Annotated in this window: 17 protein-coding genes; 4 read left to right on the plus strand and 13 right to left on the minus strand. The window is 64.7% G+C overall.

The annotated features are described in order from the left end of the window. The first annotated feature begins 3 nt into the window (after positions 1-3). The 4 genes from KCN53_RS09675 to KCN53_RS09690 are packed head-to-tail and all read left to right on the plus strand — an operon-like array spanning position 4 to position 2,663. Positions 4-1,101: an RluA family pseudouridine synthase gene (locus KCN53_RS09675; RefSeq protein ID WP_088712578.1), complete on the plus strand. Its 1,098-nt coding sequence runs from the start codon at positions 4-6 to the stop codon at positions 1,099-1,101. Then, the gene (locus KCN53_RS09680) at positions 1,098-1,763 is read left to right on the plus strand and encodes an HAD-IA family hydrolase (RefSeq protein ID WP_088712577.1); all 666 of its coding nucleotides are present in this window, start codon (positions 1,098-1,100) and stop codon (positions 1,761-1,763) included. Before KCN53_RS09675 ends, KCN53_RS09680 begins: the two co-directional genes overlap by 4 nt. Then, positions 1,756-1,977 (plus strand): hypothetical protein, encoded by a 222-nt coding sequence (locus tag KCN53_RS09685; RefSeq protein ID WP_088712576.1) that lies wholly within the window; start codon positions 1,756-1,758, stop codon positions 1,975-1,977. Before KCN53_RS09680 ends, KCN53_RS09685 begins: the two co-directional genes overlap by 8 nt. Continuing rightward, a complete protein-coding gene (locus tag KCN53_RS09690) occupies positions 1,974-2,663 on the plus strand; it encodes an ATP12 family chaperone protein (protein ID WP_088712575.1) in 690 nt (229 codons plus the stop codon). Before KCN53_RS09685 ends, KCN53_RS09690 begins: the two co-directional genes overlap by 4 nt. On the opposite strand, the gene KCN53_RS09695 is transcribed toward KCN53_RS09690, so the two are convergent. From KCN53_RS09695 to KCN53_RS09755, 13 genes are all read right to left on the minus strand, one after another. Next, positions 2,660-3,781, minus strand: coding sequence for a CaiB/BaiF CoA transferase family protein (locus KCN53_RS09695; RefSeq protein ID WP_088712574.1), 1,122 nt, complete (start codon positions 3,779-3,781; stop codon positions 2,660-2,662). The two genes, KCN53_RS09690 and KCN53_RS09695, sit on opposite strands and share 4 nt — an antisense overlap. Before the next feature lie 128 nt (positions 3,782-3,909). Continuing rightward, the gene (ftsZ, locus tag KCN53_RS09700) at positions 3,910-5,535 is read right to left on the minus strand and encodes a cell division protein FtsZ (protein WP_088712573.1); all 1,626 of its coding nucleotides are present in this window, start codon (positions 5,533-5,535) and stop codon (positions 3,910-3,912) included. Positions 5,536-5,646: 111 nt separating this feature from the next. After that, complete coding sequence (gene ftsA / locus KCN53_RS09705; RefSeq protein WP_088712572.1) at positions 5,647-6,915, minus strand: cell division protein FtsA; 1,269 nt, start codon at positions 6,913-6,915, stop codon at positions 5,647-5,649. A 2-nt stretch (positions 6,916-6,917) separates the two neighbouring features. Then, positions 6,918-7,778 carry a cell division protein FtsQ/DivIB gene (locus tag KCN53_RS09710; RefSeq protein WP_088712571.1) on the minus strand — a complete coding sequence of 287 codons (861 nt, stop codon included), beginning with the start codon at positions 7,776-7,778 and terminating at the stop codon, positions 6,918-6,920. 2 nt (positions 7,779-7,780) lie between these two features. Then, positions 7,781-8,704: a D-alanine--D-alanine ligase gene (locus tag KCN53_RS09715; protein WP_088712570.1), complete on the minus strand. Its 924-nt coding sequence runs from the start codon at positions 8,702-8,704 to the stop codon at positions 7,781-7,783. After that, positions 8,701-9,597 (minus strand): UDP-N-acetylmuramate dehydrogenase, encoded by an 897-nt coding sequence (murB, locus tag KCN53_RS09720; protein WP_088712569.1) that lies wholly within the window; start codon positions 9,595-9,597, stop codon positions 8,701-8,703. The genes KCN53_RS09715 and murB overlap by 4 nt, the downstream gene beginning before the upstream one ends. Then, the gene (gene murC, locus KCN53_RS09725) at positions 9,597-11,030 is read right to left on the minus strand and encodes a UDP-N-acetylmuramate--L-alanine ligase (RefSeq protein WP_088712568.1); all 1,434 of its coding nucleotides are present in this window, start codon (positions 11,028-11,030) and stop codon (positions 9,597-9,599) included. The genes murB and murC overlap by 1 nt, the downstream gene beginning before the upstream one ends. Next, positions 11,027-12,154 carry an undecaprenyldiphospho-muramoylpentapeptide beta-N-acetylglucosaminyltransferase gene (gene murG / locus KCN53_RS09730; protein WP_088712567.1) on the minus strand — a complete coding sequence of 376 codons (1,128 nt, stop codon included), beginning with the start codon at positions 12,152-12,154 and terminating at the stop codon, positions 11,027-11,029. Before murG ends, murC begins: the two co-directional genes overlap by 4 nt. Beyond that, positions 12,151-13,308 (minus strand): FtsW/RodA/SpoVE family cell cycle protein, encoded by a 1,158-nt coding sequence (locus KCN53_RS09735; RefSeq protein ID WP_317988417.1) that lies wholly within the window; start codon positions 13,306-13,308, stop codon positions 12,151-12,153. Before KCN53_RS09735 ends, murG begins: the two co-directional genes overlap by 4 nt. Positions 13,309-13,310: 2 nt before the next feature. After that, on the minus strand, positions 13,311-14,585 hold the full coding sequence (murD, locus tag KCN53_RS09740) for a UDP-N-acetylmuramoyl-L-alanine--D-glutamate ligase (protein ID WP_088712565.1): 1,275 nt from the start codon (positions 14,583-14,585) through the stop codon (positions 13,311-13,313). Then, positions 14,582-15,652 carry a phospho-N-acetylmuramoyl-pentapeptide-transferase gene (gene mraY / locus KCN53_RS09745; protein WP_088712564.1) on the minus strand — a complete coding sequence of 357 codons (1,071 nt, stop codon included), beginning with the start codon at positions 15,650-15,652 and terminating at the stop codon, positions 14,582-14,584. The genes murD and mraY overlap by 4 nt, the downstream gene beginning before the upstream one ends. Before the next feature lies 1 nt (position 15,653). Then, positions 15,654-17,021, minus strand: coding sequence for a UDP-N-acetylmuramoyl-tripeptide--D-alanyl-D-alanine ligase (locus KCN53_RS09750; protein WP_088712563.1), 1,368 nt, complete (start codon positions 17,019-17,021; stop codon positions 15,654-15,656). After that, a complete protein-coding gene (locus tag KCN53_RS09755; protein WP_088712562.1) occupies positions 17,018-18,445 on the minus strand; it encodes a UDP-N-acetylmuramoyl-L-alanyl-D-glutamate--2,6-diaminopimelate ligase in 1,428 nt (475 codons plus the stop codon). Before KCN53_RS09755 ends, KCN53_RS09750 begins: the two co-directional genes overlap by 4 nt.

Genomic DNA, 18,445 nt, shown 5'->3' on the forward strand with positions numbered 1-18,445 from the left:
GATATGAGCGACGTCCGCCAGTTCACCGTGTCCGCCGACGACGACGATATCCGGCTGGATCGCTGGTTCAAGCGGCACATGCCCGAGGCTAGTTTCACCACGGTCTCGAAATGGGCGCGCACGGGACAGCTACGCGTCGACGGTGCCCGCGCGAAGCCGGGCGACCGCATCCAGGCCGGACAGGTGCTGCGCGTTCCGCCGCTCGAACCGGCGCACAAGAGTCCGCTGGCCGTGAAGCGCGAGCGGCCGGCCCTTACGGACGACCAGATCGAGTTCGCGCGCAGCCTGGTCATTCACAAGGACGCCAACGCCATCGTCATCAACAAGCCGCCGGGGCTCGCCACGCAAGGCGGCACGAAGCAGCACGCGCATGTGGATGGGCTGCTGGATGCCCTGTCGTTCGAACGGGATGACCGGCCGAAGCTGGTGCACCGGCTCGACAAGGACACCTCCGGCGTTTTGCTGCTCGCCCGTACGGCGAAGGCCGCAGCGCACTTCTCAAAGGCGTTCAAGGGACGCACGGCTCGCAAGATCTACTGGGCCATCACAATGGGCGTACCGGAAATCCATGACGGCCGGATCGACCTGCCGCTTGCCAAACAGCCGGGAACCGGCGGCGAAAAGATGCATGTCGACATGGAAAGCGGCCAGCACGCAATCAGCCGCTACCGCCTGATCGACCGGGCCGCGAACAGCGCCGCATGGCTGGAATTGCAGCCGCTCACCGGGCGGACGCACCAGCTTCGCGTCCATACCGCCGCCATCGGGCACCCGATCGTCGGCGACGGCAAATATGGCGGCAAGGAAAGCTTTCTGACGGGGGGCATTTCGCGCAAGCTCCACCTGCATGCACGGCGGCTGAAGATCGAACTGCCGACCGGGCGCATCCTGAACGTGATCGCCGATCCTCCCGAACATTTCGCCTCGTCTCTTGCCAGCCTGGGCTTCAACGCGGATGCAGGCGACCTCCCCCTCGAGGAAGAGGTGGACGATCCCGGCGCGAAGGCGCGTCTCCGCAAGAACAAGGCGCGCGACATTCGCCGGCAGAAGCGCGACGCCGGGCGGGCGCGACGCCGCCGTAAGGGCGGACCGCGCCAGTGACCGTTCGCCTCGCCATATTCGACTGCGACGGCACCCTGATGGATTCGCAGGCGAACATCATCGCCGCCATGGATGCCTGCTTCGACATGAACAGCCTCCCTCCCCCGCCCGCGCACAGCACACGCCGCGTCGTGGGCCTGTCGCTGCCCGAGGCAATGGCGATGCTTCTTCCCGAGGCAGAGACCGACTTCCACGGCAAGCTGGCCGAGGACTACAAGACCTGCTTCAAGCGGATGCGCGCCGACGAGACGCTTGCGCACGAGCCGCTTTACGAGGGCACACTCGACGCGCTCGATGCGCTGGAGGCCAAGGGCTGGCTGCTCGGCATCGCCACCGGAAAGTCCGATCGCGGCCTCGACCATGCGCTTGAGTTTCACGGCATTCGTGACCGCTTCGTCACCCTGCAAACCGCCGACCGCCACGCCTCGAAGCCGCACCCGTCGATGCTCGACCAGGCGATGCGTGACGCCGGCGCGATGCCCGAGGATAGCGTCATGATCGGCGATACGGTGTTCGACATGGAGATGGCGCGCAATGCCCGTGTGCGCGCGCTCGGTGTCGCGTGGGGCTATCATGGGCCGGAAGAGCTAACGGATGCCGGAGCGGAGACGGTCCTGGATGACTATCCGGAACTGACTGCCTATCTGACCCGCCATGACTGATTTTCAGGAGGCCCGCGCGAAGCGGCAGCTTTTATTTCTCGCCCTTCTGCGGCTCGTCGGAATGGCACTCGTTCTCGTCGGTGTTGCCATGTGGCAGCGCGGCTCTTTCGGTATCGACGACGACCTGACCGGAAAGCTGGTCGCGGTTGCCGGTTTCGCCTTCATGTTCCTGGTCCCGGCGCTGCTACGCCGCAAATGGCGCGAAGGCCGATGAAGCGCTTCTACCAAGAGGCGAAAGCGGTTCTGAAGGACGGCGGCTGGCATATCGAGCTGGATGGCCGCCCGGTCCGGACACCGCAGCGCGCAGCGCTGGTGCTGCCAACCGAGACCATGGCGCGTGCGATAGCCGAGGAATGGGACCGGCAGGACGAGATGATCGATCCGGCGGGAATGCCCTTCACGGGGATCGCCAATGCGGCCATCGACCATGTCGCGGCCGACCGCGCCGGCTTTGCGGCGGGCATTGCAGCTTTCGGCGAGAACGACCTGCTCTGCTACCGGGCCTCTACGCCGGACAAGCTCGTCGCGCGCCAGTGCAAGGTCTGGGACCCGCTGCTGGACTGGGCGCGCAAACGCTTCGACGTCGCCTTCGAACTGACCGACGGCATCATGCACGTCACGCAGCCGGAGCCCACGCTGGGCGCGCTGCGCGCTGCGCTCGATGCTCAGGACGATTTCGCGCTCGCCGCCGCCCAGCCGATCACGACGATCACAGGGTCGCTGATCATCACCCTGGCCCTCATCGAGCGCGAGATCGACGTCGACATGGCCTGGGAGGCCGGGCAACTGGACGATCTCTACGCACAGGACACCTGGGGCATCGACGACGAAGCGCAGCAGGACCTGTCCCGCCGCCGACGCCAGCTAGGTGATGCGGCAGCCTTCCTCGAGCTGCGTTAGGCGACCGCCTTCTTCTCCCGCAGAGCCGCGATGTCGCTCTCCGAATAGCCGAGGCCGGACAGGACGTCGTCGGTCGCGGAGCCGGTCTTCGGCGGGGCCGTCGGCCGGTCCGCGGACGTTTTCGAATAGCGCGGCGCGGGGGCAGGATTCATCATCCCGCCTACCTCCACGAAGGTTTCCCGCTCCTTGTTATGCGGATGAGAGGGCGCTTCCGACATCGACAAAACGGGCGCGAAGCAGACATCGGTCGCCGCCATCAGGTCATCCCATTCGTCGCGAGTCTTCGTCTTGAATACCTCCGCGATCCGCTCCTTCAGATCGGGCCAGCCCGCCGGATCCATCTGCGCGTCCCAGGCGTCGTCTTCCAAGCCTGCCAAACGGCGAAGCTCGGCGTAGAATTGCGGCTCGATCGAGCCGATGGAGACATGCTTGCCGTCCTTCGTCTCGTAGGTGTCGTAGAAGTGGGCGCCTGTATCGAGCAGATTGACCCCGCGCTCGTCCTTCCAGATCCCGGCGCCGTACATGCCCCAGATCATGCCCATCAGAACGGCCGAACCGTCGGTCATCGCACAGTCGATCACCTGGCCCTCGCCCGTTTTCGCGGCGTGCAGAAGCGCCGATACCATGCCAAAGGCCAGCATCATGCCGCCGCCGCCGAAATCTCCGACCATGTTGATCGGCGGCGTCGGCTTCTCCCCGCGCCGACCATAGGCATGAAGGGCGCCGGACAGCGCGATATAATTGATGTCGTGGCCCGCCGCCTGCGAATAGGAACCGAACTGGCCCCAGCCGGTCATGCGACCGTAGACCAGCTTCGGATTGATCGCGAGCAGGTCGTCCGGTCCTAGGCCGAGGCGCTCCATCACACCGGGACGCAGTCCCTCGAAAAATCCGTCGGCCTCGGCGACGAGCTTTTTCACGACCTCGATACCTTCCGGCGTCTTCACGTTGCAGACAACCGATTTGCGGCTGCGACCGAGGACGGGTTCGGGGCGCGCACCGGGACGGTCGATGCGAATGACCTCCGCGCCGTGATCTGCGAGCATCATGCCGCAAAACGGTCCGGGGCCGATTCCGGCCATTTCGATGATCTTCAGGCCTGCCAGCGGTCCGGCCATAGAAAGCTCCCTTCGTGAAACGATTGGGGTCCCTTAGGCAGGTCGCGCGCGAACGCTTCAACTAGCGAGGGCGCTAGGCTCACGGCAGTCGGCGCCCCCCGGTCGGGCGGCTCACCCCGACACAGGATTCAATCGTTTACCTGGCGTTTGAAGAAGGCGGGAATATCCATGGGATCGCCCTCTTCGCCATTTTCCCGGTCTTCCTCGCCGAACAGATCCTCGCGCGCTTTCTTCGCCTTGGGCGTTCCGCGGCCGATCGCCGTCATGCGTTCGAACAGGCTGGGACCGCGCGGCTGGGTCTCGGATGACGCCTGGGGAGGCTCACCTTCCCTGGTGGAGGCAGGTTCCGGCTGTACTGGCACACTGTCGGCCTCGTCCGCCTCCGCTTCGGCCATCTCGGCCGGCGGAAGCTCGTCGGCTCCGCTGGGCGCGTGGAGAGGCGTCACATTATCGTCTCCGGCCGCGCCTTCCGGCTCGCCTGGCTGCTCGAAATATTCCGCCTGCTCGGGCTCCTCGGCGTCGCCGAGCGGAAGCGAGGTGCGAACTTCCTCCACATCGGCATCTTCAGCCGGACCTGAAATTTCCTCGGATGCTGCGCCCAGGGTAGGAGCCGGCTCTTCGACGTCATGCTGCGCGACGTGATCCTGCTCTTCGGGTGCTGGAGCGGGAGCCGGGGCAGGCTTCGGTTCGGTGCGCGACTGCGGCGCAGGGGCAAAGCCGCCGAAGCCGCTGGAGACCGTGCCGAAGGTTGCCTTGGGGCGCTCCTCTTCAGCGCCAGTAGCGGACTCGCCCTTCGCTTCGATCCCGGTGGCCACCACCGACACGCGCAGCTTGCCGTCGAGGTCGGGGTTGAAGGCGCTGCCGAAGATGATGTTCGCGTCCGCGTCCACCATGTCGCGAATGTGGTTCGCCGCCTCGTCGACCTCCATCAGGCCCATATCGTCGCCGCCGGTGATGTTGATCAGAAGCGCCTTCGCTCCGCGCAGCGAGACTTCGTCCAGAAGCGGATTGGAAACCGCCTTGTTTGCCGCCTCGATCGCGCGGTTGTCGCCTTCCGCTTCGCCCGTTCCCATCATCGCCTTGCCCATTTCGGACATGACCGTGCGCACATCGGCAAAGTCGAGATTGATGAGGCCCGGCATCATCATCAGGTCGGTAATTCCCCGCACGCCCTGATGCAGAACCTGGTCGGCGAGTTCGAACGCCTGTTTGAACGTCGTCTTCGGATCGGCGATCAGGAACAGGTTCTGGTTCGGAATAACGATCAGCGTATCGACATGCTTCTGAAGCTCGGCAATCCCGCTTTCCGCGGCCCTCGCGCGCTTCGCCCCCTCGAAACTGAACGGCTTCGTGACCACGCCGACCGTGAGGATGCCCCGCTCGCGCGCGATCTGTGCGATAACGGGCGCCGCGCCGGTACCCGTACCGCCGCCCATGCCGGCGGTGATGAAGCACATGTGCGATCCCTCAAGCGCGCCCTCGATCTCGCCGTGGTTTTCCTCGGCCGCAGCACGGCCGATTTCCGGCCGCGCGCCTGCTCCGAGACCCTGTGTGATCTTATGCCCTAGCTGGATGCGCGTGCCCGCAGCCGAGGTGGCAAGCGCCTGCGCGTCGGTATTCGCCACAACGAACTCGACACCGTCGAGGCTGCTCTCGATCATATTCGCAACGGCATTGCCGCCCGCGCCGCCTACGCCGACTACCGTAATGCGGGGTTTCAGCTCCGTCAGTTCAGGACGTTCGAAGGCAACCATGTCAAAACTCCCAGCGGTATTCGGACAAGCGTACAGGGTCCACGAGTCGCCGTGAATCCCTTTCGGAAAAGATTTCTGTGGATTTCTTGAAAATGGAACGAGCGCGCATCGTCAGAAGCTCGATTTCAAAAGTTGGATCATGCGCGACAGCGCGGAGCCTCCCGTACCGGGCATGGCCAGTGACTGCGCCGCACTCCAGTCGCTCTCCGGTCCCTCGGCTGCCACCAGGAGGAGACCGGCAAGAGCCGTGAAGGCACTGCCGCGCTGCGCGTCCGGCAAATCGGCAAGACCCCGCGGCATGCCGATCCTGACCTGGCGTCCCAGCATCGATTCCGCATAGTCGGCAATTCCGGAGAGCGCAGCACCGCCCCCGGTCAGCACGACCTGGTTTGCGCGCGGACCGACGAAACCGATTTCCTCGAAGCGGTCGGCAATCAGGTCGAACAGGATATCGAGCCGGCTGCGAATGGCATGCACGAGTTCGGCCCGCGGGCGGCGGCGCTGCTCTTCCCCGCCCGAAATGCACGGCACATCGATAAGCTCGTGATTGTCCCGCGGGAGTGAGCTTGCCGACCCTTTGAGGGCCTTCAGGCGCTCGGCGGCAAGCCGCGGCGTTCCAAGGGCGTTCGCGACATCCTCCGTAATGTCCGCGCCGCCCATGGGGATGGACGAAAAGCCCGCGAGAAGGTTCTGCGCGAACACGGCGATGTTGGTGACGCCGGCGCCAATCTCGACAAGGGCGATACCGACCTCGCGCTCCTCGCGGGACAAGGCGGCCTTGGCACTTGCGACCGGCGCCGACACGATCGCCGTGACATCGAGGTCGGCCGAGCGCACGGCTCGGTCGAGATTGCGCAAGGGCGCAGTGTCCGCCGACACGACATGGATCGCCGCGCCAAGCGTGCGGGCGTGGAGGCCGAGCGGATTCATGACCGCGCCCTGCCCGTCGATCGTGTAAAGGGCGGGCTCGGCGTGCAAAATCGTGCGCTCGCCGGGATCGATGCCGGCGCGGGCCTGATGATGGACCATGTCGATGTCGGCCGGCTCGATCCGCTGGCCGCCGATCTCGATCTCAACAGGAACGACGTCGCTTTCCAGCCCGCCCGCAGAGATGCCGACCACCACATCCTGCACGACCGAGCCGGCAGCGCGCTCCGCCCGGTCCATTACCATGCGGATCGCGGCCTCCGTCGCCGCCAGATCGACGACGATGCCGTTTTTCAGGCCGGAACAGCTCATCTGATGACTGCCGATCACGCGCGGCTCCTCGCGGTCCTCGTCGAGGATGGCGATGACGGCGGCGACTTTCGACGTGCCCACATCGAGCGCGGCGAGCGTCTGCTCGCCCTTGTGCTTCGTCTTTCCCTTGCGCTGGAACATGGTCAGATTTCCGTGGCTTCCAGCGTTTCGAACCCGGCACCCGGCTCCTTCGAGACACGCACTACCATCTGTTCGGGAACGCGGAAGTCGATGGTGGCGAATCCACGCCCGGTAAGACCCGGCGTCCGCTCCAACCGGGTGAACGTGGTGAGCGCCCAGCGAATATCGGCGTCTCCTTCGGGAAGCATGAGCCGCTCGCCGGTCTTGAGATCGAAGTCCCAGCGCCGTCCGCTCCGCCATGTGGCGGCAAGCAGCATCTCGCGAACGGCAGGGTAGTCCTCGAGCAGGTCGAGCAGCCGGCCGGCTTCGCGGTCGGCTCCGTCGTCGACGATCAGCGGCAAGCCGGAATACGCTTCCAGCCCGCTCGTCTGCAGCACGTGACCCTCCCGGTCGATCAGGCGGTGCCGTTCCTCGTTCTGCCAGATGGCAGCGGGCTCGCGTTCCTCGATGTCGATGACCAGCCGGTCGGGCAGGACACGCCCCACGCTCGCGCTCCTGATCCAGGGGAGCGCCTCCAGACGTGACCTCACCGTGTCGAGATCGACGAGCAGCATGGAATTGGAGGCCCCGTCCAGCGCGGCGGTGTAGACCGGCAGCTTCTGCAGATGCTCGGCGCCCCGGACATCGACGTCGCGAACTTCGAACCCGGCGCTTCCGACGATGTTTGCCGCCGCGTACCAGAGCTTGGTGGGAAGCTGGTAGAGCCAGGCCGCGCCGAGCGCGCCGACCGCCAAAAGGATAAGAACACCCGGCAGGACGAACGGGTTCGCGCCCCGGCGCGGCTTCGCCGCCTTTCGGCGCGCAGGTGTCCGGCGCTTTGCCGGCTTACTGCTTCCCCGCTTCAAGACGGCCCGCTCTGCCACGCTCAGCTATTCCGCTCTTCCAAAGCCTTGTCGATAATCTGCTGCACCAGCTGCTCGTAGGAGATGCCGACATAGCGGGCCTGTTCCGGGACGAGGCTGAGCGGTGTCATTCCCGGCTGAGTGTTGACTTCCAGAAGCCAAAGCCCGTCCGGCCCGGCGCCGTCATCGTAGCGAAAGTCGGATCTGCTGACCCCCCGGCATCCGAGCTGTCGGTGCGCCTGCAGCGCCAACTGGAGAGCGGCCTCGGTGACTTCGTCCGGAAGTGCCGCGGGGCATTGGTGATCCGTTATGCCATCGGTATATTTTGCCTCATAGTCGTAAAAGCCGCGCTTCGGCGTGAGCTCGGTGACGGCAAGCGGACGGCCCGCCAGAACCGACACGGTTAGCTCGCGTGTCCCGACAAAGGGCTCCGCCAGCAGCCTGTCGAATTGCTGCCAGGGACCGGGGACATCACGCCCGATCGGGGACCCGTAGTTGGAATCCTCCGTGACGATCGCGATTCCGACCGAGGATCCCTCATTGACGGGCTTCAGCACATAGGGCCGCGGCAGCGGATCGCCGTCGAACAGGCTTTCGCTCTCGACGATGCGCCCCTCAGGCATCCGAATTCCCGCCGGGACGAGGATCTTTTTCGTCAGGTCCTTGTCGATCGCCACAACCGATGCCGCCAGGCCCGAATGGGTATAGGGGATCTGCATCAGGTCGAGCAGGCCCTGCACCGAACCGTCTTCGCCTGGAACGCCGTGCAGCGCGTTGAACACCACGTCGGGCCGAACCTCGGCAAGCGCAGCCGCAACATTCCGGTCCATATCGATCTCGGCCGTATCGTGGCCCAGCTTGCGGCACGCTTCGGCAATGCCGCGGCCCGAGCTCAGCGACACCTCGCGTTCAGCGGACCAGCCTCCCATCAGGACGGCGACTTTCATTCCGCCGCCCTCCGTCCGATGCGCTCGATTTCCCATTCCAACTCTACACCCGAATTCGCCTTCACGCGCCGACGCACTTCCTCTCCCAGGGTCTCGATATCGTCGCCGCTCGCCGCGCCGGTGTTGATGAGGAAGTTCGTATGTTTTTCGCTGACCTGCGCTCCGTTCATCTCGAACCCGCGGCAGCCGGCGGCATCGACAAGCTGCCACGCCTTGCCGCCCTCTGGATTTTTAAAGGTGGAGCCGCCCGTCTGCGTCCGGGTCGGCTGCGTGGCCTCGCGCTTTTCCGATATCTCCTCCATCCGCGCGCCGATGGCCACGGGATCACCGGGCCGCCCCTCGAACAGCGCTTCCACGACGATATCGCCTTCGCCTAGATTGGAATGCCGGTAGCGAAAGCCGAGTTCTTCTGCGCTCAGAGCCGCGACCGTACCGTCGCGGCGAACGATCGTCGCTTCGACGAGGATGTCGGCCGTTTCATGTTCGTAGGCACCGGCATTCATACGAACGGCGCCGCCTGCTGTGCCGGGAATTCCGCTAAGAAATTCCAGCCCGGCAATGCCGGCATCGCGCGCGGCCGTTGCGGTCTGAATCCCCATAGCACGGCCGCCGGACCTTATGCGGCACTCCCCCTCGACCTCCACTTTCGCGAAGGCCTTGGACAGACGCACCACAACCCCGGCCACGCCGCCCGAGCGGATGATCATATTCGACCCGACGCCTATCGGCGTCACCGGCAAGTCGGACGGCAGGGCCTTCAGAAAGGCGCTGAGATCCTCAACGTCCGCCGGCTCGAACAACCAGTCCGCCGGTCCGCCGGTGCGGAACCAGGTGAAATTGTCGAGACGCCCCTGTTCGGTCAGCTTTCCGCGCGCGTCGGGAAGTGGCGGCATCAAATATCGCCCCTCCTGACAAGCCGGATCGTGTCGGCCAGGCCCGCCGCCCATTTGGTGATATCTCCGGCGCCGAGGCAGATGATCCTGTCGTCCGGTTCGACGACGTCGGACAAGGTCCGGGCCAGGTCCTCCGCATCGTCGACCAGCCCGACATGACGATGGCCCGCCTTGCGCAACTTGTCGGCCAATGCGTCCGAGGAGATGCCGTCGATGGGGTCTTCGCCGGCCGCGTAGACGGGCGTCAGATAGACCCGGTCGGCGTCGTTGAAGGCGGTCGCGAACTCGGGCATGTGATCGCGCAGACGCGTATACCGGTGCGGCTGGCACACCGCGATGACGCGGCCTTTCACGCTTTCGCGCGCGGCCTGCAGAACGGCTTTGATCTCAATCGGATGATGGCCGTAGTCATCGATGACTATGGCACCGTCGACTTCGCCCACACGGGTGAAGCGGCGTTTCACCCCGCGGAACCTTGCGAAGCCCTCCCGAATGGACTGATCGTCGATGCCAAGCTCGATGGCGACGCCGATCGCGCCAAGCGCATTCTGGACATTGTGGCGTCCGGGCATGGGCAGGAAGATATCGGTAATCTTGCGAACCTCCCCGTCGCGGTCCCGCAGCCGCACGTCGAACCGGTTCCCATCGGGCGTCGGGCGCACATTCTCGCCGCGGATGTCGGCCTGTGCGGAAAAGCCATATGGCACGACGCGCCGGTCGCGCACCTGAGGGAGCACCGCCTGCACGTCCTCGTCGTCGATGCAAAGGAATGCCGCGCCGTAGAAGGGCACATATTCCACAAAGTCGACGAAGGCCCGTTTAATGGCATCGAAACTGCCGTAATGGTCGAGATGCTCGGGATCGATGTTGGTGACGATTGCGAGCGTCGGAGGAAGGCGGAGGAAGGAGCCGTCGCTTTCATCTGCCTCGACCACCATCCAATCCGACGTGCCGAGACGGGCATTGGTGCCGTATACGTTGATGATGCCGCCATTGATGACGGTCGGGTCCAGCCCGCCGGAATCGAGCAGTGCGGCGACCATCGAGGTCGTGGTCGTCTTGCCGTGCGTACCCGCCACCGCGACGTTCGACTTGAGGCGCATCAGTTCGGCAAGCATTTCGGCACGCCGTACGACCGGAATGCGGCGATCGAGTGCCGCCTCGACTTCCGGATTGCCGCGCTTGATGGCGGTCGACACGACGACGACGCTTGCATGTTCGACATTGGCAGCGTCGTGACCGATGTAGACGTCGATCCCCTTTTCGCGCAGTCCCTCGACGACATAGCCCTCGGCAATGTCGCTTCCCTGAACCTTGAAGCCGAGATTGTGCATCACCTCGGCAATGCCGGACATGCCGATGCCGCCTATCCCCACGAAGTGGATCGTGCCGAGCGCCTTCGAAAAGGTGGCGTGCGCCGCCTGCTTGGTCATTCCGTTTCCCTTGTTACATCAGTACCGCCCGGACAGCCGGCCAGGCGTTCCGCCAGGTCCGCCACCGCCAGGGTGGCGTCGGGGCGGCCCGTCGACTTCGCACGCCGTGCGGCGTTGCGCAGCGTCTCCGGCTTCTCCAGCATCAATGCGACCTGGGCGCAAAGCCCCTCGGGCGTAAATTCCTCCTGGCGCATCATACGTGCACCGCCGGCAGCAACCATCTCGCGGGTATTGGCGGCCTGATGGTCGTCGGTCGCGATCGGCAACGGGACAAGGATGGCTGGGCGCCCCGCGGCCGCAAGCTCGGTGACCGTCGACGCCCCCGACCTGCCGATGAAGAGATGTGCGTCGGCAAGCGCCGCCGGTACATCTTCGAGATATGTCGTGATTTCAGCCGGGATGCCTGCCTCCCGGTAGGCCGCGGAGACCGTTTCGAAATCCTCCTCCCGCGCTTGCTGGAGGACCTGAAGCCGCCGCCGCAAGGCATCGGGAAGCAGCGAGAGCGCCTGCGGCACCACCTGGCTGAGAATTCGCGCGCCGAGGGACCCGCCGAGGACAAGAATCCGCAAGGGCGAGAATCCGTCGACTTCCGGATATGGGGCATTGGCCAGGGCCGCGATATCGGAACGGACCGGATTGCCGGTAAGATGAGCCTTTTCGGGATGCGAAAGGCGTTCGGTCTGGGGGAAGCTGAGGGCGATGGCGTCGACGCGGCGTGCAAGCAGCCTGTTGACCCGCCCCAGAACCGCATTCTGTTCGCAGATAAGCGAAGGGACCCCGCCCTTCGTCGCCGCCATCATCGCGGGAAGGACAGGATAGCCGCCGAACCCGATCGCGGCGGCAGGCTGCAAGGCGCCGATGACCTCCCGTGCTTGGCGGCGGCCAGCGAGAATCTTCATCGCCGCCCTCGGCCAGCGCAGCGGGTTCTTCCCCGGAGTCGCCGCGTCGATGACATGGACCTCATTTCCCTCGAACAGCCCCGGAATTTTCGCACCGCGTTCATCGGTGATGAGAACCGCCCTATGGCCGCGCCGTTCCAACTCGCGCGCGACGGCGTGGGCCGGCACCATATGCCCTCCCGTTCCCCCGGCTGCGATGAGGAAATTTGCGGGTGCGATCGTCATTCGGCCGCCTGCAGTTTCGCGCCGAAGGGGGACGCCTTGAGGAACCGGTTGCGACGCGTCAGCGCGAGCAGCATCCCCGCGGTCAGGCAGAGGGCGATAAAGCTCGACCCGCCATGACTGATGAAGGGGAGGGTCATGCCCTTGGAGGGCAGAAGGCTGGTCGCGACGCCCATATTCACGAAGGCCTGAAGCGCGATCTGGGCCGCAAGCCCGCTTGCCGCGAGCGTGACGAACGGGTCTTCCTCTTCGATCAGCTGGGACAGCACACGGATGACCATGGCGAGAAAGATCCCCGCCACTGCGATACAGGCGAGAATTCCGAACTCCTCTCCGATCACCGCGAAAATATAGTCGGTATGCGGCTCGGGCAGGGAATATTTCGCTTCCCCGCCCCCCGGCCCCGTCCCGAACAGCCCGCCGGACCGCAGGGCGTCGAGAGCGCGGTCCGCCTGGTAGGTGTCCCCTTCCCCGGTCAGGAAGCGATCGATGCGCCCCGAAATGTGCGGACTGAAAACGTAGCCTGCCCCGAGAACAGCGATGGCCGCAACGCCGAGCGCCGCGACCCAAGCCAGGCTGAGCCCCGCGAGCAGAGCCTGCCCGGCCCAGACGGCTCCGATCAGTAGGGTCTGCCCATAGTCGGGCTGGATCACCAACAGACCCGCCGTCACGGCGAGAAGCGAACCGGCCAGCGAAAAAACGGGCAATTGCTCGTCGTCGAAGCGCAGCGACAGGATCCAGGCGGTCGTCACGACGAAGGCCGGTTTCAGAAATTCGGAGGGCTGCAGCTGGAATCCGCCAAACTGGATCCAGCGGATCGCGCCGTTGATTTCGGCCCCGATGACGGGAAGCGATGCCAGAAGCAGCAGTCCAAGCCCGGTTCCCAGCACCGCGAGGCGCCGGACAAGGTCCTTGGGCAGCAGGGAAACGCCGATCAGGACGGGAAGCCCGATCGCGACCCACATGAACTGGCGTTTCAGGAAAAACAGTTCGGGCAATTTGAAATTGGCGCCGGACAGCCGCTGGGATGCCGCCGGCGACGCCGCAGCAACGGCGATCAGTCCCAGCGAGATCAGGATGAGGAAAAGGATGAAAAGCGGCCGGTCCACGGTCCAGAACCAGCGGCCAAAAACCGTGCGGTCGGCTCGTCCCGGCATTCTCATCCCGAAAGCTCCCCGACCAGTGTCCTGAACCGTTCCCCGCGCTCCTCGAAGTCGCGAAACTGATCGAACGACGCGCAGGCGGGGGACAGCAGCACCGTATCACCCGGAACGGCAAGTTCGGCGGCGCGGCACACGGCTGCCTCGAGCGTCCCGCAAAGCTCCGTAAGAGGAAGTTCGTTCTGCAGGCTGCCGCGGAAAAGGTCGGCTGCCTCTCCGATCAGGAGCGCGCTCTTCACCCGGCCGAAATAGGGGGCGCATTGGCTGAGATCGCCGCTCTTTGCCCGCCCGCCTATAATCCAGTGGATATTGCGGAAAGCAGCAAGAGCCGGCGCGGCGCTCTCGGCATTTGTGGCCTTGGAATCGTTTACATATTCGACGCCGGCCACCTCGCCGAGACGCTCCATTCTGTGTGCGAGACCGGAAAAGCTCCGGAAGCCTGACAGGATCTCTTCTTCCGCTAGCCCAAGAGTGCGCAAAGCCGTAGCGGCAGCGACCGCGTTCTGAAGATTATGGGGCCCCGCAAGCGACGGCCATTGCGGCTGATCCGCCGCCACGCCGGTGAAGAGCTCCGCCCGGTTTGCATCGACGTCCTCGGACCAGCGATCGCGTCCGGTGATCACCGCCACACCGTCTGCATCCTGCATGGCGAACAGCCGCGCCTTTGCGGCAGCATAGTCCTCCATATGGTTGTCATAGCGGTCGAGGTGATCGGGTGTGATGTTGAGAAGGATCGCCACGTCGCAGGCCAGGCTCTTCGTCAGGTCGATCTGATAGCTCGACAATTCGAGGACATAGACCCCGCCATCGGGAAGAGGCGCCTGACTGAGGATCGGCGCGCCGATATTGCCGCCCAGCCGGGCCGGAATGCCTGCCTGGTCCAGCGCATGATGAACAAGGGCCGTCGTCGTGGATTTCCCGTTGGTGCCGGTAATGCCGACGACGCGGTGGGCAGGAAGCGCCGCCCGGGCCTGAGCAAACAGCTCGATGTCGCCGATCACCGGAACGCCGCTCTCCGCAGCGCGTGCGGCAAGGGGGTGGGTATTCAGCGGCACGCCGGGCGACACGATCAGCGCATCGAACCGCGACAGATCAGTGTCCAGCGGATCGACGATCTCCACTTCGTCGGGCGTCGCGGCGCGCGCCTCCTCTCGGTCGTCCCACGCGGCCACCGCCGCGCCGCTTGCGAGCAGCGCGTCGACGACGCTCTTGCCGGTTCGGGCAAGACCAAGGACGTGATAGGCGCGTCCGGAAAAGGCGCCGCTGGTGATCATCGCAGCTTCAACGTCGCTAGCCCTGCCAGGGCCAGAACGATGGACACGATCCAGAAGCGGATGACCACGGTCGATTCCGCCCAGCCCATCTCTTCGAAATGGTGATGGATCGGTGCCATTTTGAAGACGCGCTTGCCCGTCAATTTGAAGCTGGCCACCTGCATGATGACGGATACCGTTTCCAGCACGAAAAGGCCGCCCACGACCAGCAGCACAAGCTCGTGATTGGTGACGACCGCGATCGATCCAAGGGCCCCGCCGAGCGCCAGACTTCCCGTATCTCCCATGAAAACGGCCGCAGGAGGCGCATTGTACCACAGGAAGGCAAGGCAGGCGCCGATGATCGCGAAACAGAAGACCACGAGCTCGCCGGCGCCGTCGATGAAGAGAATGCCGAGATAGTCGGAAAAGCGCACATTGCCGACCGAATAGGCAATCAGCGCAAAGGTCACGGTCGCGATGATCACCGGCATGGTCGCCAGGCCGTCCAGCCCGTCGGTCAGGTTCACCGCGTTGCCGAACCCGGTGATGATGAAGGCGGCGAAGGCGATGTAGAACACGCCCAGCTCCAGACCGAACGACACGAACGGAAGATAAAGATCGGTGTCCGTCGCATTGGCGATGAACCAGCTTGCGACACCGGCGATGAGAAATTCGAGAAGGAGGCGAACCTTCCCCGGAATCCCCTTGTGATTCCCCTTCGAGACCTTCGCGAAGTCGTCGGTAAAGCCGATGAAGGCGAAGCCGAGGGTGACGAACAGGCAGGTCCAGACGAACAGACTGTCGAAGCGCGCCCAAAGAAGCGTCGAAACGGTCAGCGACACCAGGATCATCAGCCCGCCCATGGTGGGCGTTCCGCGTTTCGTGAGCAAGTGCGAGGCCGGCCCGTCTTCGCGGATGGGCTGGCCCTTCCCCTGCTTCATGCGCAGCCATTCGATCATGCGCGGACCGATCATCAGGCCGATAACCAGCGCCGTGATCGCCGCCGCCCCGGAGCGGAAAGTGATATAGCGAAACAGGTTCCAGACGCCTGCGAAGTCGAAAATTTCGGCTAGGTGATAAAACATGTCAGGCGGCCCCTCCCCTTAACGCTGCAACGATCTTCGACAGGCCGACGCTGTTGGACCCCTTGAGAAGAACCGCGTCGCCCGGCTCCAGCGTATCACGCAACCACGCCTCTGCCTCTGCAGCCGCGTCGAACAAGGGAGCTTCGAGCGCTTCGGCCAGCGGACGCATTTCTTCACCGACAAGGGCGACCCTGTCGACGTTCGACGCTTCGATGGGCCGCGCCAGAGCCAAATGCAACTCATCCGACCGCGCGCCGAGTTCTTTCATAGCTCCGAGGACAGCGAGCCGGCGGCCCGAAATCTCGGCACCCCGAAGCACGGACAACGCCGCCTCCATACTTGCATTGTTCGCATTGTAGCTTTCGTCGATCAGGCGAACTTCGCCGCTTTCCCAGGCTAACAGATACTGGGCGCCCCTGCCTTCCAGGCCGCGAAGCGATGCGAGGCCAAGTCCCGCTGCTGCGATGTCGCCACCGGCAGCATGGACGGCGGCGAGTGCGGCCATGGCATTGCGCACGGAATGATCGCCGGGTTGCATCAGCCGGAACAGGACTCTTTCCTCGCCCGCCTGCACGGTAATGTCGCGCCCCTCGCCCCCCGGCTCGACGCCGAGAGGACGAATGTCGGCCCCTTCGGAAAGTCCGAAGGTCAGAATACGGTCGGCGTAGCGCGTTGCCGCCCTTCTCAGGCGTTCGAAATGCGGGCTGTCAGCGGGCAGGATCGCCGTGCCGCCCGGCTCCAGGCCTTCGAAAATCTCCGCCTTGGCATCGGCAATCGCCTCTTCGGTTCCGAAGAACTCGATATGGGCGGGCGCGATGGCGGTCACGATGGCGATATGAGGCCGGACGAACCGCGTGAGCCGCGACAGCTCACCGGCGTGGTTCATGCCCATCTCGAAAACCCCGTAGCGGGTCTCGCGCGGCATGCGTGCAAGCGACAGGGGGACGCCGGTATGATTGTTATAGCTTTTGACAGACCAATGCGTGCGCTCGGGCTCGGCTGCTTGAAGCGCATGACGAATAGCCTCTTTGACGCTCGTCTTGCCGACGCTGCCCGTCACCCCGATCACCGAGGCGTTTTTCGCGCGAAGCCGCGCCTCCTTCGCCAGGGCCTCTAGCCCTTCGAGGCCATCCTCAACCAAGACATGCGGGTGATTGCTGGGCCGCGATACCAATGCGCCGGCAGCACCGCGGTCGAACGCCATGTCCAGATAATCATGGCCATCGGCCTGCTCGCCTTTCATCGCCACGAACAGCTCGCCGCCCATCACTTCGCGGCTGTCGAAGGTGACGGCATCACAGGAAAATTCCGCAGTCTCCTGTCCGCCGCTCGCCGCAGCGATCTCGGCGGAGGTCCATAATGCCGTCACGCCGCCACTTCCCGGGCGGTGCCGACATCGTCGAAGGGCAGTGTCCGGTCGCCGACGATCTGCCCCTGCTCATGTCCCTTTCCTGCGATCAGGACGACATCCTCGGGTCCGGCAGCGGAAATGGCCGCGGATATAGCCTCGCGCCGGTCACCGATCTCCAGGGCACCGGGCGCACCCTCCAGAACATCCGCGCGGATTCGGGCCGGATCCTCAGACCTAGGATTGTCGTCGGTCACATAGATTTTGTCGGCGCAGCGTGTCGCGGTCTCGCCCATGGGCTTGCGCTTTCCAGTGTCACGGTCACCGCCCGCCCCGAAGACGATATGAAGGTCTCCGTTCGTATGGGGACGAAGCGCCTCGCAGGCTGCCTCGATAGCATCGGGGGTGTGCGCATAGTCGACGTAGATCGGTGCGCCCGCTTTCGACAAGGCGACCCGCTCGAGCCGGCCGCGGACGGGAACCACCCGGGCCAGATGGCCAAGCGTTTCGGCCGTGTCCCCGCCGGTGGCAATGACCAGTCCGGCGGACACCAGAGCGTTGGCTGCCTGATAGGCGCCGATCAGCGGTAGCTTGACCGTGAAGCTCTCGCCAAATGCTTCGATCGTCAGCGTCTGCCCCAGATGTGTCGGCTCCTGAGCAGCGAGTTTCAGCGTGTCCCCGCCACGTCCGACCGTCAGCAGCTTCAGCCCGCGGTCGCGTGCCGCTGCAACGACCTCCGCGCTGTGCGGATCGTCCATCCAGACGACGACCGACCCATCGGGATCGACCACCTCCCTGAACAGACGCATCTTCGCGTCGAAATAGGCCTCCATCGTCTTGTGATAGTCGAGATGGTCGCGGCTGAGATTCGTGAAGGCGGCTGCAGAGACCGGCAATCCCTCGGTACGATACTGGGCAAGGCCATGGCTCGACGCCTCGAAACTGGCGTGGGTGACGCCTTCTCGCTCAAGCCCCGCCATGTTCGACAGGAAGGTGACGATGTCGGGCGTCGTCAGGCCCGTGGAAACCTGTCCCTGGCGGGTGGTGACGCCAAGCGTGCCGATGGATGCGGACGGATGGCCGGCAAGCTGCCAGAGCTGACGCGTCAGTTCCGCTGTCGAGGTCTTCCCGTTCGTGCCGGTAATCGCGACCGTGGTCGAAGGAAACGGGCCGTAGAATTTCGCGGCAAGGCGCGCAAATTGGCGGCGCGGCTCCTCCGATACGATATGCACCGCGCCGTCGACCTCGGCCTCGGCCCGGGCGACCACGGCCAGGGCGCCATTCTCGACGGCGGCGGGGATGAAATCCTCGCCGTTCACGCGCGCGCCCTGAAAGGCTCCGAACACGCAGCCGGCCGCCACTTTCCGGTGGTCGAGCGCAAAGCCGGTCACCGTTTTCTCGGCCAGCGACCCCGCATCGTTTTCAATCAGCGTTCCCAGCCGCAT

The organism is Pacificimonas aurantium, from assembly GCF_020092905.1.
GTDB lineage: Bacteria > Pseudomonadota > Alphaproteobacteria > Sphingomonadales > Sphingomonadaceae > Pacificimonas > Pacificimonas aurantium.

Coding starts and splice junctions, on each gene's coding strand:
- KCN53_RS09675 (WP_088712578.1), top strand. CDS start 4: ATGAGCGACGTCCGCCAGTTCACCGTGTCCGCCGACGACGACGATATC.
- KCN53_RS09685 (WP_088712576.1), top strand. CDS start 1,756: ATGACTGATTTTCAGGAGGCCCGCGCGAAGCGGCAGCTTTTATTTCTC.
- KCN53_RS09690 (WP_088712575.1), top strand. CDS start 1,974: ATGAAGCGCTTCTACCAAGAGGCGAAAGCGGTTCTGAAGGACGGCGGC.
- KCN53_RS09695 (WP_088712574.1), bottom strand. CDS start 3,781: ATGGCCGGACCGCTGGCAGGCCTGAAGATCATCGAAATGGCCGGAATC.
- ftsZ (WP_088712573.1), bottom strand. CDS start 5,535: ATGGTTGCCTTCGAACGTCCTGAACTGACGGAGCTGAAACCCCGCATT.
- ftsA (WP_088712572.1), bottom strand. CDS start 6,915: ATGTTCCAGCGCAAGGGAAAGACGAAGCACAAGGGCGAGCAGACGCTC.
- KCN53_RS09715 (WP_088712570.1), bottom strand. CDS start 8,704: ATGAAAGTCGCCGTCCTGATGGGAGGCTGGTCCGCTGAACGCGAGGTG.
- murB (WP_088712569.1), bottom strand. CDS start 9,597: ATGCCGCCACTTCCCGACGCGCGCGGAAAGCTGACCGAACAGGGGCGT.
- murC (WP_088712568.1), bottom strand. CDS start 11,030: ATGACCAAGCAGGCGGCGCACGCCACCTTTTCGAAGGCGCTCGGCACG.
- murG (WP_088712567.1), bottom strand. CDS start 12,154: ATGACGATCGCACCCGCAAATTTCCTCATCGCAGCCGGGGGAACGGGA.
- KCN53_RS09735 (WP_317988417.1), bottom strand. CDS start 13,308: ATGCCGGGACGAGCCGACCGCACGGTTTTTGGCCGCTGGTTCTGGACC.
- murD (WP_088712565.1), bottom strand. CDS start 14,585: ATGATCACCAGCGGCGCCTTTTCCGGACGCGCCTATCACGTCCTTGGT.
- mraY (WP_088712564.1), bottom strand. CDS start 15,652: ATGTTTTATCACCTAGCCGAAATTTTCGACTTCGCAGGCGTCTGGAAC.
- KCN53_RS09755 (WP_088712562.1), bottom strand. CDS start 18,445: ATGCGGCTGGGAACGCTGATTGAAAACGATGCGGGGTCGCTGGCCGAG.